The sequence below is a fragment of the Anaerotignum faecicola genome (genome assembly GCA_024460105.1).
Lineage (GTDB): Bacteria > Bacillota > Clostridia > Lachnospirales > Anaerotignaceae > JANFXS01.
In genome coordinates this window covers 271,086-287,536 of record JANFXS010000001.1, presented here as the reverse complement: position 1 = coordinate 287,536, position 16,451 = coordinate 271,086, and the positions used below count along the sequence as shown (strand labels likewise).

The 16,451-nt window shown below is 39.2% G+C and carries 13 protein-coding genes; 10 read left to right on the top strand and 3 right to left on the bottom strand.

Annotated elements, in window-relative coordinates; all coding sequences use genetic code 11:
* The first annotated feature begins 4 nt into the window (after positions 1-4).
* Both lysS and NE664_01265 read left to right on the top strand, forming a co-directional pair.
* Positions 5-1,492 (top strand): lysine--tRNA ligase, encoded by a 1,488-nt coding sequence (lysS, locus tag NE664_01270; GenBank protein ID MCQ4725293.1) that lies wholly within the window; start codon positions 5-7, stop codon positions 1,490-1,492.
* A gap of 350 nt (positions 1,493-1,842) precedes the next feature.
* On the top strand, positions 1,843-3,348 hold the full coding sequence (locus NE664_01265) for an IMP dehydrogenase (protein ID MCQ4725292.1): 1,506 nt from the start codon (positions 1,843-1,845) through the stop codon (positions 3,346-3,348).
* A 322-nt stretch (positions 3,349-3,670) separates the two neighbouring features.
* Here NE664_01265 and NE664_01260 read toward each other — a convergent pair whose 3' ends face one another.
* Complete coding sequence (locus tag NE664_01260) at positions 3,671-4,432, bottom strand: exonuclease domain-containing protein (protein MCQ4725291.1); 762 nt, start codon at positions 4,430-4,432, stop codon at positions 3,671-3,673.
* Positions 4,433-4,547: 115 nt separating this feature from the next.
* Here NE664_01260 and NE664_01255 point away from each other — a divergent pair, with 115 nt between their 5' ends.
* Complete coding sequence (locus NE664_01255) at positions 4,548-4,802, top strand: hypothetical protein (protein MCQ4725290.1); 255 nt, start codon at positions 4,548-4,550, stop codon at positions 4,800-4,802.
* Positions 4,803-5,133: 331 nt separating this feature from the next.
* On the opposite strand, the gene NE664_01250 is transcribed toward NE664_01255, so the two are convergent.
* On the bottom strand, positions 5,134-6,522 hold the full coding sequence (locus NE664_01250; GenBank protein ID MCQ4725289.1) for an FAD-dependent oxidoreductase: 1,389 nt from the start codon (positions 6,520-6,522) through the stop codon (positions 5,134-5,136).
* A gap of 594 nt (positions 6,523-7,116) precedes the next feature.
* Between NE664_01250 and NE664_01245 the strand changes: the two genes are divergently transcribed.
* The 3 genes from NE664_01245 (at position 7,117) to NE664_01235 (ending at position 10,122) form a co-directional block, all read left to right on the top strand.
* Positions 7,117-8,160, top strand: coding sequence for an NlpC/P60 family protein (locus NE664_01245; protein MCQ4725288.1), 1,044 nt, complete (start codon positions 7,117-7,119; stop codon positions 8,158-8,160).
* Between the two features lie 288 nt (positions 8,161-8,448).
* A complete protein-coding gene (locus NE664_01240; protein MCQ4725287.1) occupies positions 8,449-9,135 on the top strand; it encodes a polysaccharide deacetylase family protein in 687 nt (228 codons plus the stop codon).
* A gap of 210 nt (positions 9,136-9,345) precedes the next feature.
* Positions 9,346-10,122 carry an HAD-IIA family hydrolase gene (locus NE664_01235; protein ID MCQ4725286.1) on the top strand — a complete coding sequence of 259 codons (777 nt, stop codon included), beginning with the start codon at positions 9,346-9,348 and terminating at the stop codon, positions 10,120-10,122.
* A gap of 339 nt (positions 10,123-10,461) precedes the next feature.
* Here NE664_01235 and NE664_01230 read toward each other — a convergent pair whose 3' ends face one another.
* A complete protein-coding gene (locus NE664_01230; GenBank protein MCQ4725285.1) occupies positions 10,462-12,132 on the bottom strand; it encodes a methyl-accepting chemotaxis protein in 1,671 nt (556 codons plus the stop codon).
* A gap of 213 nt (positions 12,133-12,345) precedes the next feature.
* Here NE664_01230 and NE664_01225 point away from each other — a divergent pair, with 213 nt between their 5' ends.
* The 4 genes from NE664_01225 to NE664_01210 all read left to right on the top strand — a co-directional run bounded on the left by NE664_01225 (position 12,346) and on the right by NE664_01210 (position 16,408).
* A complete protein-coding gene (locus NE664_01225) occupies positions 12,346-13,560 on the top strand; it encodes an insulinase family protein (protein ID MCQ4725284.1) in 1,215 nt (404 codons plus the stop codon).
* 10 nt (positions 13,561-13,570) lie between these two features.
* Complete coding sequence (locus NE664_01220) at positions 13,571-14,821, top strand: insulinase family protein (protein ID MCQ4725283.1); 1,251 nt, start codon at positions 13,571-13,573, stop codon at positions 14,819-14,821.
* A gap of 19 nt (positions 14,822-14,840) precedes the next feature.
* Positions 14,841-15,701: a prolipoprotein diacylglyceryl transferase gene (gene lgt, locus NE664_01215; GenBank protein MCQ4725282.1), complete on the top strand. Its 861-nt coding sequence runs from the start codon at positions 14,841-14,843 to the stop codon at positions 15,699-15,701.
* Between the two features lie 116 nt (positions 15,702-15,817).
* On the top strand, positions 15,818-16,408 hold the full coding sequence (locus NE664_01210) for a hypothetical protein (protein ID MCQ4725281.1): 591 nt from the start codon (positions 15,818-15,820) through the stop codon (positions 16,406-16,408).
* Positions 16,409-16,451: the final 43 nt, after the last annotated feature.

The window sequence follows — 16,451 nt, the reverse complement described above, 5'->3', positions numbered from 1 at the left end:
AGATATGAATAATGAAGGCCAGATAAGCCAGGAAGAACTCAGCGAGCTTCTTAAAGTCAGGCGTGAAAAGCTTGAAAAACTGCAAAGCGAAGGCAAAGACCCTTTCCAAAAAGTTAAATATCCTGTCGATACCCATACAAATGAAATTGTTGAACGCTACAGCGAATATGAAGGCAAGGAAGTTGCCATTGCCGGCCGTCTTATGGCTAAAAGGGTTATGGGAAAGGCAAGTTTTGCAAATATTCAGGACAGAAACGGCAGGATGCAGCTTTATGTAAGCCGCAACGATATAGGCGAGGAAAGCTATGCCGATTTTAAAAAATATGATATTGGAGATATTATAGGCGTTAAAGGCACGGTTTTTACAACTAAAATGGGCGAAATTTCCGTACATGCAACCGAAGTTGTGCTTTTGAGCAAAAGTCTTCAAATACTTCCGGAAAAGTTCCATGGCCTTAAAGATCAGGAGCTTAGGTACCGTCAGAGATATATGGATCTTATTGTAAATCCCGAAGTTAAGGAAGTTTTCTTCAAAAGATCCGCAATCATAAGGGAGATAAGGAATTTCCTTGATGAAAAAGGATTTCTTGAGGTTGAAACGCCTGTGCTTCAAACAATACCAGGCGGGGCGGCGGCAAGGCCGTTTATAACTCACCATAACGCCCTTGATATTGATATGTACTGCCGTATAGCTTTGGAGCTTCCGCTTAAAAGGCTTATTGTAGGAGGCTTTGAAAGGGTTTATGAAATAGGGCGCGTTTTTAGGAACGAGGGTGTTTCCATAAGGCATAATCCCGAGTTTACGCTTATGGAACTTTATCAGGCATACACGGATTATAACGGAATGATGGATATAACGGAAAGTATGTTCAGGACTGTGGCAGACAGGGTTAACGGAAAAATGACGGTAAATTACGGGGGACATGAAATAGACCTTGAAAAGCCTTTTACAAGGATTTCCATGGTAGATGCCGTTAAGAAATATTCAGGCGTTGACTTTGACTCAATAAAGTCGACAGAAGAAGCAAAGGCTGTTGCAAAAGAGAAAGGCGTGCAATTTGAGGATCGCCACGAAAAGGGCGATATATTAAGCCTTTTCTTTGAAGAATTTGTTGAAGAAAACCTTATACAGCCTACTTTTGTAATTGATTATCCCGTTGAAATATCGCCGCTTTCAAAGAGAAAGGCCGATAAACCTGAATATACAGAGCGTTTTGAACTTTTTATAGTCGGACGTGAATATGCAAATGCATACAGCGAATTAAACGACCCTATAGATCAGAAAAAGAGATTTGAACATCAGGAGGCTCTTCGTGAAGCAGGGGACGACGAAGCGAATATGATTGACGACGATTTTGTATGCGCCCTTGAATATGGGATGCCGCCGACAGGAGGACTTGGCGTCGGTATTGACAGATTTGTTATGTTGTTGACTGAATCTGTTTCAATCAGAGATGTAATACTTTTCCCAACAATGAAGCCGTTGCAGTAAACGGATTTAAAAGTGATAGGCGGGGAATTGCCCGTTGCCTATCACTTTTTTATAAAAATTGCCATGCGTGAAATAAAGCCGCAAAAATTCTGGAATTAAATTATTTAACAAGTTTTGCGCATAAATAATTAAAGTTTTATCCGCTTTTTATTCCAAATAAAAAATAATATGATATAATAGGAATAATTAAATTTTATATGTATATAACATCATGTTTTGATATGCTGCCGACAAAAATATTAAGTCCGGAAGTCAGAACTTATTGCCGTAGCCTTTTAACGTTTTCGGCAATAGAAAATAACATATAACCATTAATAAATTATAATATTCATACTAAGGAGGATTTGTATATGGCTTTTTATTACGACGAACCATCGCGTACATTTAGCGAATATCTTCTTGTTCCGGGTTACTCCGGAACAGACTGTATACCTGATAATGTTTCATTAAAAACTCCGCTTGTTAAATTTAAAAAAGGCGAGGAGCCGGCAATTTCAATGAATATACCGCTCGTTTCCGCAATAATGCAGTCTGTTTCAGACGACAATATGGCGATTGCGCTTGCCAAAGAAGGAGGAGTTTCGTTTATATACGGCTCTCAGTCTATCGAAGATCAGGCTGAAATGGTCAGGAGGGTTAAGACATATAAAGCGGGTTTTGTTGTTTCGGACTCAAATATTGGCCCTGAGGCTACGCTTGCGGATATTATCGCTTTAAAAGAAGAAAAGGGACATTCAACTGTAGCCGTAACGGAGGACGGCACGGCAAACGGCAGGCTCCTCGGAATTGTGACAAGCAGGGATTATCGTGTAAGCAGGATGTCGCCGGATGAAAAGGTAAAAAATTTTATGACGCCGTTTGAAAAGCTTATTACGGCGCCTGAAGGAACTTCTTTAAAAGAGGCGAATAATATTATTTGGGACAATAAGCTTAATTCGCTTCCTATAATTGATAAAGAAGGCCGTCTTACATCATTTGTTTTCCGTAAAGATTATGAACAGCACAAAGGCAACCCGCTGGAGCTTCTTGACGGGCATAAAAGATATATTGTTGGCGCCGGTATTAATACAAGGGATTTTAAGGAACGTATACCGGCGCTTATTGAAGCCGGAGCCGATGTACTTTGTATAGATTCAAGCGAGGGATATACAGAGTGGCAGAAGATCGTTATTTCGTATGTGCGTGAAACATATGGCGATACGGTCAAAATAGGCGCCGGAAATGTTGTCGATGCGGAAGGTTTCCGTTTTCTTGCAGACGCCGGGGCAGACTTTATAAAGGTGGGCATCGGCGGCGGATCAATTTGTATCACACGGGAAACTAAAGGTATCGGACGCGGTCAGGCTACTGCCGTTATAGATGTTTCAAGGGCAAGGGATGAATATTTCAAAGAAACGGGAGTATATGTGCCTATTTGTTCAGATGGCGGCATTGTTTTGGATTATCATATTACGCTTGCGCTTGCAATGGGATGCGATTTTTGTATGCTCGGACGTTATTTTGCCCGTTTTGACGAAAGCCCGACAAACAAAGTTATGATTAACGGAAACTATATGAAAGAATACTGGGGAGAAGGAAGCGCAAGGGCGCGCAACTGGCAGAGGTATGACTTGGGCGGAGCCGCGAAGCTTTCGTTTGTTGAAGGCGTGGACTGCTATGTGCCGTATGCGGGTTCTCTCCATGATAATCTTGGAACTACATTAAGCAAAATACGTTCTACTATGTGCAACTGCGGTTCCTTAAATATACCGGAACTCCAGCAGAAAGCAAAATTGACGCTTGTCAGCAGCGTTTCTATTATTGAAGGCGGCGCACACGACGTTGTTGTTAAAGACAATATAAATCATCAGCAGTAATATAGTTTTATCTTTGTAAGACGCAAATAGCTTCACTTTACAAGGGACGCCCGTTAAAACCTTGTGTGATATTGTAAATTGATGCTGTATTCAAATTAAAAAATAAAGTGAACTTTATAAAACGCCGCTGCTTACAGTTATTTATTATTAACTGAAAATACAGCGGCGTTTGATTTTGATTTAAAATACATCCTTATAAAAGTTTAATACAATCTGTATACGCCGGGTATGAATGTGCATTGAAGATAGCATATGATTTCGGAAAATCGGTTTATAAGATTATAACATGTTTTTATAAGTCTGTTGAATTTTATCTATTAAATTATAGTATCGTTTTTTTATTTTTGGCGTCATAGCTTCTTTTTTGACCGAGCTTGTAAGCTGTTTTAATTATTGCCGTTTCTTCGCTTGTCAATTTTCTTTCAAGGGATTTTTCAAAATAATTAAGCAGGGCTTTAGTATTTGTTTTAGACTGGCCTGATTTTTTCGGTTCAAGTTCCGAAAGGCTTAATGTTTTTATATCAAATGTTTCGGGGATGATTTTTTTAAATACAAGAGCCGTATAATAAGCGTCGTTTAAAGCGTCATGGAACGGTATTTCCTGAGGTATCTCAAGCAATTCTACGGCGGCTTTTAGACCGATTGAGTTGCCGCTTTCAAAGTTGAGTTTCTTTGTAGCTATTTCCTGTATATTAATATAGTTTTTTGTGATTTTTTCCTGATTGCACTTATAGTAGATAATGTTCCTGTAAAGGGATTTTATATCGTCCGCACCCCAGGAACAGAGCACTGATTCGCTGCCTGCAAACGCTGTAAATTTTTCAAAAGCCGTTAAAAAAGAATTGCCGTTTTCAAGCTTGTCAATGGTTATTCCCGTTATTTTTTCAACTATTGGATGAAGACGGCTGTAAATCTGTGGCTTAACGAAATAATCGAATTTGTCTGTTATATTAAAGTTATTGTCAAGCTTAACAGCCCCGAACTGTATAATTTCAAACGGAACTTTCGGTTCAAGCACAGTACGTTTACCGTTTTTAAAATTGTAGGGCTGATTAAATTCCAAATCCAAAACAATATAATTCATATATACTCCTCCATATTATATGATTATATCAAAAAGTATGGTAGCTGTAAAAGGAAAATTTTGTTGATAAACGGACGAAAAGTTGATATAGTTTTATTAAAGGAGACGATGCGGTATGAAAGAATATTTTAGCGATGAACACAGAAAAAACGGCCTTGACATTGTTGTAATTGAAGATGACGACGTAACTTTGACATGTGAGTATATTGAAGGAAACGGAAAAAATTATATCCTTACGGGAAAGGCGCTGATTGACGGCGAGATCTATCATGATTTTAAAGTGGAATTTGAACTTTTGGAACTTCCGGAAGAGGAAACAATTTCCTGCATTATGGATATGGATTGGGACTGGTATGATTTCCTGTGCTGATTAAAGTATATAAATAGTGCAGTATATATGATATTTCAGAGATATATAATATTGCGGCTAAAAATGGCTTAAGTAATGGATTAATATTAAAAAGCGGAATAATATAACGGATTTGACGTTATGTTTTTAGGAAAAAGCGATAGAATCATTTTGCGGAAAAATAATGACAGATTTGGTTCCGCGCCTAAAATAGAGGAAAACGATTATTAAAACCGCGTTTAAAAGATGTTTTAACGCATGTGGAATTTGAAGTTTAATAAATTTCAACATATGAAATTTATTGTAAATTCAAAAAGGCCTGCAATTTAATTTAGATTGCAGGCCTTTTTTATTAAGCCAGACGACGGCCCATTAATACTCCCATTATGGAAGCCATCATCAGCCCGCGGGTCCAACCGCTGGAATCGCCTAAACAATAGAGATTATTTATGTTTGTGTTAAAATTTTCATCCATTTTTACACGGTTGCTGTAAAATTTAAGTTCAGGGGAATACAGCAGTGTTTCCGTAGCGGCGAAACCCGGCACTACATGATCTACGGAATGTATAAAGTTTATTATATTTATCATAGCCCTATACGGCATTGCCGCCGTAATATCTCCTGCAACAGCATCTGGAAGGGATGGTTTTAGATTGCTTTGGCTGAGTTCTTTCTGCCACGTGCGTTTTCCGTCGAGTATGTCGCCAAACCTCTGCACAAGTATATGTCCGGCGCCGAGCATATTTGTAAGCTCGCCGACTTTCTGCGCGTATTCTATCGGCTGGTTAAACGGTTCGTTAAAATTATGAGAACAGAGTATAGCGAGGTTTGTATTGTCGCTTTTAATTTCTTTATACGAATGGCCGTTTACGACTGCCAGATCATTGTCATAATTTTCCTGGCTTACAAATCCCCCCGGATTTTGACAGAAAGTGCGGACTTTGTTTTTGAATGGTTTCGGATACCCTATAAGTTTTGACTCGTAAAGTACGTTATTAACTTTTTCCATAATTTCATTGCGCACTTCTACCCGCACGCCTATATCCACTGTTCCGGGCTGGTGGGCTATATTGTGTTGGGAACAAATTTTTTCAAGCCAGTCTGCCCCGCGCCTGCCTGTTGCAATTACAATATCGTCAGCCGTAACCTCTATGCTTTTGCTGCCGTTATCTATATAAACTCCGCGGCATGTGTTGCCATCAAGGTTAAGGTTTGTACACTCAAAACCGAAAAGAATTTCAACGCCGTTTTCCAAAAGATATTTTTCTATAGCTAAATATATTTCCTGCGCCTTTTCAGTGCCGAGATGTCTGATAGGGCAGTCTACAAGTTTAAGGCCTGCTTGGATTGCGCGTTTTCTTATTTCTTTAACTTCCTCTTTGTTTCCTACTCCTTCAACATGGCTGTCCGCACCGAATTCAAGATATATATTATCTGTGTAGTTAATTGTTTCCTGAGCTTTTTCTTCTCCTATAAGCATTGGGAGATCGCCTCCGACTTCACAGCTTAGCGAAAGTTTGCCGTCTGAAAACGCCCCCGCGCCGGAAAAACCGGCCGTTATGTGGCAGTATGGCTTACAGTTTACACATTCTTTTGTTACGCTTTTAGGACATCGCCGGTTTTCTATGGCTTTGCCTTTTTCGACAAGTACGATTTTCCTGCCGCTGTTTTTTTTAATCATTTCAAGCGCCGTGAATATACCTGCCGGACCGGCGCCTACAATTACAACGTCGCATTTCATTTTTATTCCTCCTTAATATAAAAACTGCCGCAAAAAGGTTACAACATTCCTATAAAGGAATGATATAGCCAAACTGTGCGGCAGTTGGTAGAAACATCAGCCCCGGGCATATAAATGCCATAGCGGATTTATATATTCATTCTCATACGGATATGATTATATACTAAAGAGAATAAATAGTCAATAATTCAATTTTAAAGAATTATAACGATATATTTTTATTATGTTTTGACGGTATATATTAGTTTTGCTTTACAAGGGCGCGCACGCGAAAAAATTCCGTATTTCGGCGCTGCATGCGCTTGCCGTAGGAATCTCAGCGTCTGTGTGAATACACATTGAAAAGCAAAAATTTTCCCTTTGTGAGGTTACAGAGCTTTAAGCGACGGAACTGGCATGAAAGCAAGGCAAAGATGTGCCTGCCGTACAGAAGAACCCGTGCAAGCGTTTTAACGCCGATGCGTACTGCGGCAGTCGGCTAAAATCATGTACGCCATTGTAACCGAAGTTACGGCATATTCAAAAAAACGTCATTAATTAACGTTGGCAGAACTATAAATATATAGATAAAAGGTTTTAAAGGAAGGTGGCGTTTTGGAGAGAGATTACGGCAATAAAACATTTTGGATAAATATGCTTGAAGACAAAGATAAGGTTATTTTAAACAAAGAAAGGATATTGAGTTTAAACAGGAAGAACTTTAACGAGCCTGCAAATGGACTTAATAACCTCAAAAAGCTGTCGTTTTCAATGGGAATGGGAGTTGTGGTAAAACGAACAAAGGTGAAAAAACAGCCTTGCGATGAAAGGATTGGAGAGCCGCTATTTGACAGCAATATCGAAAGCGTTTTATATCCTTTTGAAGCTGTGGCTATATTAGGTATAAGCGATAACGGTAAATATTACCACATAGCCGGCGTCAGTACTGTTGGTTATGCCCTTTGCTGTGATATTGCAGTTACGTCAAGCCGAAACTTGTGGGAATATTATCTTAGGCCGGACAAATTTTATATTGTTTTAAACGACGATATAAAAACGCCGTTTGGTTTGCCGAAGCTCTATATGGGAACAAGGATTCCATTGGATAAAGAAGGTTTTTTTATGATACCGGCAGTTGAAGGCGCCGGCGTTTTGGCAGTGGAAAAAATAAGGCCTGTTTTTACCGAAGGATTTAATTACGGCTATTTGGAATATACTTTGGAAAACGTTATTTCCCAAGCTTTCAGCTGTATCGGAGGCAATTATGGCTGGGGAGGAGATTTTGGAGGGCGCGATTGTTCGCTCTTTATATGCGATATTATGAAAACATTTGGAATAATAATAGGACGAAATGTAGAAAACCAGCTTAAAAGCGGCGTAAGCCGTATTGATATTTCAAATATGCAGAGGGAAGGAAAAGAACTTTTAATTAAAAAGCTTCCTGTAGGCACAGTTTTAAGTTTTAAAGGCCACACGGCGATGTATATAGGCTGTGTCGGCGGTAGGCCTTATATAATACATTCCCTAGCGCGTTATATGGGCAGTTCAGGAAAGACAGAGAATGTCATGAAAGTCCTGGTTACCGATATTGATATAAGACGTGTAAAAAATGGTTATTCGTTTATTGAGAGTTTTACGGACGCCGTTTTATTTTCATAGAAATAGGAAAACCTATGCTTGAATATACTTAAACGAGGTGAATATAGCATGAAAAGATCTTTAAAATTCAAAGAGAACGGAGTTCATGACGCAAGTGGCGGCAGAAAAAAACTGAAGATAACAACAATAAATCTTGGGAAAGCCATAAAGCTTTTTAAAAGAAACGGACGGAAGGCCACTATAAAAGAAAAAGCAACTAATGAAAAGACGGGCAAAAAAATGGCCGTGACATGCGGCGCACTAATAGGAGTTTTGGCGGCGCTGGTTGCTGTGAATCCAACGGCTAAAATGGTTTTCAATTCATTTGCACAGGCCGAGAGGAAACTGCCTATTTACTGTGTAGATACGCCTGAGAAAAAGGTTGCCATTAGTTTTGACGCTGCATGGGGAGCTGACGACACGGATGAACTTTTGAGGATACTAAAAGAAAACGATGTTAAGACTACATTTTTTATGTGCGGATACTGGGTTGATAAATATCCTGAAGAAGTTAAAAAGATTGCCGCCGACGGACACGATCTCGGAAACCATTCTGCAACGCATCCGCATATGAGCCAGCTTTCAAAAGAACAGATTAAAAAGGAGCTTATGGACGCCCACGAAAAGGTTAAAAATCTTACGGGGTATGAAATGGATTTGTTCAGGCCTCCGTTTGGCGAGTATGATAACAAGGTTATTGAGGCGGCCGAGGAAACGGGATATTATACGGTACAGTGGGATGTTGATAGTTTAGATTGGAAGGAGCTTGGGACAGAACATGAATTAAGCCAAGTTTTGAACCACAAGCACCTTGGCAACGGCTCTATAATACTTTTCCATAACGACGCAAAATACACTCCGAAGGTTCTCGACAGCATTATAAAAGGGCTTAAAGAGAAAGGATATGAAATAGTTCCGATAAGCAGTTTAATACATAGGGACAATTATTATATGGATCACGAAGGTCGGCAGAAACTAAACGATGCAACGGCATGAATGGCCGGCAAGGCGCAGTTAATTTACGGCGCCTTTTTTGTTGGATTTGTTTTTGAATAATATATCTGTAAAATGATAACAAATATATTATATAAAATTAGACTATTTTACTGAAAAAAATTTTTGTTTATAAATATTTTACAAGATTTGGATTGAATTATTTATATACTCTTACTATAATAGTAAAAAAAGAGATGAGAGGCGATATATATGGATTTACTTAGGCAGAAAAAAGGATTTATATGCGATATGGACGGCGTTATATATCATGGCGATTACCTTCTTCCTGGAGTTAAGGAATTTGTAGAATGGCTGTATAAAGAGGACAAGAAATTTCTGTTTTTAACAAACGCAAGCGGCAAGTCGCCGAAAGAATTACAGCAGAAGCTTAGCAGAATGGGGCTTGATGTTGATGAAAGCCACTTTTATACAAGCGCTCTTGCAACTGCTAAATTTATAAGCGGGCAAAATCCGGGATGCAGTGCATATGTAATAGGCGATCCGGGACTATTTAATGCGCTTCATGACGCCGGAATAACTATAAATGAAATAGATCCGGATTATGTAATAGTAGGCGAAACAAACACATACAGTTATGAAAAAATATGTAAAGCTATGCGCCTTGTTATGGAAGGCGCTAAACTTATAGGAACAAATACAGATCTCACGGGACCTTCGGAACACGGAATATTGCCGGCATGCCGTGCCCTCGTTGCACCGATAGAAGCCACTACGGGGAAAATGGCTTATTATGTTGGGAAACCGAATCCTTTAATGATGCGTACGGGGCTTAAAATGCTAGGAGTACATTCAGGCGAGGCCGCGATGATTGGCGATCGTATGGATACAGACATAATTGCGGGTATCGAAAGCGGGCTGGATCCCATACTTGTTTTAACTGGCGTTACGACGATGAAAAATATAAACAATTATCCATTCAGGCCGCGGCTTATATTAAACGGCGTAGGCGATATAGCCGTTAAATAATTAGATTGAAAAGAATCATGTGCGGTAATGAAAAATTTCTTTTTGAACATAAGATTTTAATATGGTAAACCATAATTTTAGAAGATGGAAATAATTTAATATTTTTTGTTTTTCGGATAAAAAATAATGTCTATATAATGTCTTATAAAGTGAAGCGTTTAATTAGCGGTCGTAATTAACTGACTGAAGGGAATAAGGCTGGAATTTAAATTTGTTATAAGCCATGCCAAACGACTTATAAATGATTTGATATTTGATAAGATTATTAAATACTGATGTTTTTGAAATAATAAAATAAACCCCGCGCCTTAATAAAAAGGCAAGGGGTTTTTTATTTTATTATTTAAGCTTAAACTGTGATACAAGGCCTTTTAAGATACTTGCTTGGCTGAACAGCTCTTCGCTGGCCGCGGCGCTTTCTTCGGCGGTTGCAGAGTTTGTCTGTACAACTGCTGATATTTGATCAACCCCCAAAGTAACCTGCTGTATACCTTCTGTTTGTATATTTGAAGCTTCTGTAACTTTTTCCATGTTTTCCGTTATACGTTTTGAATTTTCAACGACTTTTTCAAGCGACTGGAAAGTATCGTTTGCAATTTGAGTACCTTCTGCAACAACTTCGGAAGAATTGCCTATAAGCACTGCAATGTCTTTAACTGCTTCCGCACTTCTTGCCGCGAGGGTGCCGACTTCATCCGCAACAACTGCAAAACCTTTTCCGGCAGCTCCGGCGCGGGCTGCTTCAACAGAAGCGTTTAATGAAAGAATATTTGTCTGGAACGCTATGTCTTCGATAATCTTAATTATTTTTTCGATTTGGCTGGAGCTTTCGTTAATTTTAGTCATAGATTCCATCATTTGCTGCATCTGGTGTCCGCTTTCATCAATAATTGAGGCCGTAATATTTATTAATTCATTAACTGCCTGAGATCCTTTTGATGTTTCGCTTACTTGGTTTGAAAGATCATTTATTGTTGCAGCCAATTCCTCAACGGAACTTGCTTGTTCGGTTGCGCCTTGGCTTAAAGCCTGTGAGCCGCTCGAAACCTGTTCGGAACTGCTTGAAACCTGTTCGGAAGCGTTTTGGATCTGGCTTAGCGTATCGTTTAAAGAATTTATGATCTGGTTTCCTGAGATTTGGATTGACCTAAATTCTCCAAGATAATCCATATCCATTTCAACGCTGAAATCCTTGTTTGCAAGGGAGTCTAAACGTGAACATATATGTTCTATATAAGATGAAAGCGTGCGTAAAACAAAGCGGAGATTTTCTGCAAGCTCGCCGAGTTCATCCTTTGATTCATATGTAATTTCACTTTGCATATTACCGTTTGACATCTCTTTGACAGCCGCTTCGATTTCTGCAATAGGCGACGTAATGGCTTTTGTAAGAACAGCGATCAGCACAAAAGTAAGCGCAAGGCTGATTAATGCAAGAACGCCCAATATTATAAGGCAGTTCAATTCAACGCTGTTTCCCGTTTGATAATAATCGGAAGCGCTGGCTATTGAAGCGTTGATTACATCCTGCAGGACATTGTTGAAATTGTCGCAGGCATCCGCATACTCCCCTTCTATTAATGCAAGGGCTTTTATGTTTTCATCATCAGATATATATTCCATTACTTTTGCCCTTGGCGCCGCAGTGTTGGACATAGCTTCATTTACTTTATCAAGAAGCGCGGGATCGCCTGTAAACGAACTGTTTAAGTTATTTATCGAATCTTGCATATTTGAGCTCAAAGTCTCGATATTACTTAATATTTCCTGTGTTGTAACCGGATCGTCAATCTCATACGCCCTGTATACATTAAGCTGTATATTGCGTGTATCCGATTGGGCTTGGATTGCATATCTGACAGAAGGATATGCATTATTATAAAAATCTCCAAGGCCGTCGCCAACTTTAAAAATACCTGCTGTAGCAAACAAAACGGCAATAATGTACAGCAAAATAATTATCCCGAAAGATACGAAAAGTTTTGACTTGACTTTTAAGTTTCTAAACATGATTCTCCCCCATATAAGTTTTATTAAAATATAAATTATAATATTTCTTATATAATAATACTACCATTATGACATTTTTTCAATAGTAAAAATGATCTATCAAGATTTATGTTTTATTTTGCGGATAGCGCGGATATGTATTGCGGGGACGTATTTTTTAAGCCGTTTTGAAGGATAATTATTAAAAGGACTTTTTACGAAAGGGCGGTAATAATGTTTAAAATATTTGAGATAAACGAAGGGGTATATCTTCATTACTATAAGACTGGCAAATTTAAAACAAATACGACGGCAGTTTTAATTTCGGCCGAAATGAAAGCGGAAAATGCGGCAAAAACAGCCCTGGCAGCCCAGGTTATGAAATCGGGCGCAAGGAAATACCCGTCGCAAAGGGCAATGGCTGTTAAGCTTGAAGAAATGAACGGAGCGGTATTTGACGTTTCTATAATAAAAAAAGGAAACAGGCAGCTTATTTATATATTTTTTGAGAGCGTTGCGGGGACATTTAACGACGGGGCGGACTTTATAAAGGAAGTTATATTTTATCCGGTTCATTTATCCGGTTCGGGTTTTTCAAAGGCAAAAGACAGGCTTATATATGAAATCAAATCGGTTAAGGACAACAAAAGCGAATATGCCCTTGAACGTATGGCGGAAGAAATGGAAAACGGCGCATACAGCATACCTGGGCTTGGATATGCTGAAGAAGCGGCGGCGCTTAAACCCCAGATGATGAAAAGATTTTACAGCAGTTTGCTGACAACGGGAATTATAGACGTATATTTTGTCGGCAGCGAGGATGTAAATACTGTACGGAAAAAATATGAGAGTCTTTTCGGACGTACAAGGTGCAATATTAAACGTATCGCCGAGCAAAGCCTTAAACCTAAATTTAAAGAAGCCAAAACGGTCAAAGAAGAACAAGGGCTTAATCAAGGCAAATTATGTATGTGTTATTCAACGGGAGAGGAAGCGTCGAAAGAAAATATACTTTCGATACTTGTTTTAAACGAAATAATAGGCGGCAGCGGCGGCAGCCTGCTTTTTTCGAAAGTACGGGAGAAAGAAGGATTGTGTTATTCTATAGGGTCAACTGTAAATAAGCATAAAATGCTTATGGTTATCGAAGCCGGTATTGATAAAAACGACCGCAGTAAGGTTACGGGCATCATAAAAAAATCTATTGAAGAAATAAAAAGCGGTATAACGGAGGAAGAAGTTTTAAAAGCAAAGGAAAATATTTCAAAAAACTATGATTCTGTTTTTGATACGCCGGCAAGCATTATAAATTACGGTTTTACAATGCGGCTTTTAGGCATTACGGATACGCCTAAAGAATTTGCGGAAGAAATTAAGGCGGTAACCGTTAAGGAAGTTAAGGAAATGGCTGAAAAACTGAAGTGTGAAACAGAATATTTTCTTGTATGAGGTGGATAAAATGAGCGTTACGGTTAAAACGGAAAATTCCTTAAAAGAAAGGATGTTTATTTATACGTTGTCTTCCGGGGCAAAATGTTATATAATCCCTAAATATGGGTTTTCGCAAAAACAGGCTGCCGTTATATTCAGATATGGGTCTTGTGATATAAATTTTAGCGCGTGCGGAAACAAAATTTCGCATCCGCTGGGAACGGCTCATTTTTTGGAACATAAGATGTTTCAAAAAAAGAACGTCGATTTCTTTACTGAGTTTTTGAAAAACGGGGCTGATTCAAATGCGTTTACAGATGCAAATAAGACGGCGTATTATTTTTCGTGCAGGGAAAATTTTTATAATAATTTTGAATCGCTGCTTAAAATGGTGACGGAAGAATATTTTGATGACGAAAGCGTGGAAAGGGAAAAGGGCATAATCGGTCAGGAAATAGCAATGTACGACGACGATCCGAACTGGGCCGCATACTTTAACATGCTGAAGAAGCTTTACAAAAAGAATCCTGTAAGATATGGCATTGCAGGCACGGAAGAAAGTATTAGAAAGATTTGTGCAGACACGCTTTCACAGGCATATAATGCTTTTTATACGCCGCGGAATATGACTATAGTAGTCTGCGGCGATGTGGACTGCAAAAAGGTTTTTGAAACGGCCGAGAAAATGGTTAAAGAAAGGGAAAGCGACGTTGTCAGGGAAGAATACAAAGAAACGGATATAATAGGGAATAATTTTGTTTCAAAGAAAATGGGGCTTTCCGTTCCTGTGTTTAACATAGGTTTCAGACACTCGCCGGGCGAAAACGGCGTGAAGCAAATTTATGGCTATAAAATGCTTTTGGATATTATAGCGGGGGAAAGTTCAAAATCATATGAAAAAGCGTTTGTCAGGGAACTTGTTTCACAGCCTTTGGGGCTTCAGTATGTTTGGGGCGGAGGCGTGAGCCTCAGCGTTATATCCGGGCAGAGCGGGGATGCAAGAAAACTTGGAAACGGCATTATAAGGGAAATTAATTGCCTTAAAAAAAGCGGCATTGACAATGAAACTTTTAAAAGGATTAAAAAGAAACATTTGGGAAGATTTACAAGAGGTTTTAACAGCATTGACGCCATATGTATGGCTCAGACTGAATTATGCGGCTTAAACAGCGACCTTTTTGACAGTTATAACGTAATTAAGAACATGGACAAGGATTATATTGAGACGCTTTTAACTTCATTTAACAGTAACTGCGCCGTTCTTTCTGTTGTTGAATAATATTTTAGGGGGGATTTAAATGCCGGAAGTTTGGTTTCCTAATCTTGGCATAGAAATTGAAAAATTAAACAGGGTAGCGTTTTCGGTATTCGGATTTCAGGTTTATAAATACGGACTTATCATTGGGATTGCAATTATACTGGCAACGCTTCTTGTCCTTCGCGAGGCAAAGCGTTCCGGGCAGGATCCGGATATGTATGTAGATTTTGCGCTTTATGCCATAATACTTAGTATAATAGGCGCAAGGCTTTATTATGTAATTTTCTCATGGGATATGTATAAGGACAACCCTCTTAAAATATTTGCTTTCAGGGAAGGCGGGCTTGCCATATATGGTGCGGTTATTGCAGGAATTGCCACGGGTTTTGTTTATTCCAGAGTTAAAAAACAGAATTTTTGGCTTATGGCAGATACAATACTGCCGAGCCTTATGCTTGGTCAGACGTTGGGAAGGTGGGGAAACTTTTTCAACCGCGAGGCATTTGGGGGCTACACTGACGGCCTTTTTGCAATGAGGTATATAAAAGATCAGGTTTCAAATATTTCTCCCGAGGTGCTTGAGCATACTGTAACGGTTAACGGAGTGGAATATATACAGGTGCATCCGACGTTCCTGTATGAAAGCCTATGGAACTTATGCTGGCTTATATTTTTGATACTGCTTAGGAAACATAAGCGTTTTGACGGGCAGATTGGCGCGCTGTATATAATAGGCTATGGGCTTGGAAGGGTTTGGATTGAGGGCTTGAGGACCGATCAGCTTTTAATCGGGCACACAGGCATTGCCGTAAGCCAAGTTTTATCAGCGGTACTTATTGCAGCCGGGATTATCGTTTACATTTGGCTTGGTAGAAAAAATACTCTGAAAAAGGCGGTTTAATTTATAGACGCGGAAAGGGACGGCGGAACGCCGTCCTTTTTTAACGTTATAAACGTTAAGAAGGGTGATTTTTTATCCGATATATTATAAAAAGTGTTTTTAGGGAGGACTGTGCCATGGAGATACACACTGAAAATATAGACGTACAGAACCCTTCAAATACAGGAGCCAAAATTAAAGACGGCAATAATAAAGCGGAAAAGAAGCTTGCGGAAAGGATCGCGCTTACTGCCCATAAAGAAGCTGAGGCTGTTGTATACAGGGATGTAGAATATTTTAAAATGACGCATCCGGAAGCGGAAATTGAAGAGGCAGCGGAATTTGCCGAGGGATATAGGAATTTTGAATTTAACAGTTTTAACGCTTTGAGGGAAAAAGACAAATACTTGTCTGAGCTTAAAAACGCCAATACGGCCGAATCCGAGGGCGCGGCAGAAAAAGCCGTGCCGGCAGTCCTTAAAAAAGGGGAAGAAAAAATACTAGACGCATGCGATCCCGTTAATTACGGTTCTATATTTGACGAAAACGGCGAGATGATAGGGGCGTACGATCCAAGCGGTTGGACAAGCGTTCCGCAAAGCGGGGAAAAGGCCGAAGAATACAAGGCGGATTTTAAAAATTACGGCGCATATGTTAAAGTTCGCGACGAGATTAACCGTGAGGATTTGATAAATATTTGTAAAAATATATTAAGCAGCAAGGCTTAAAATTAAGAAATGTTTAATTGACGTAATTTTACATTGTCCATAT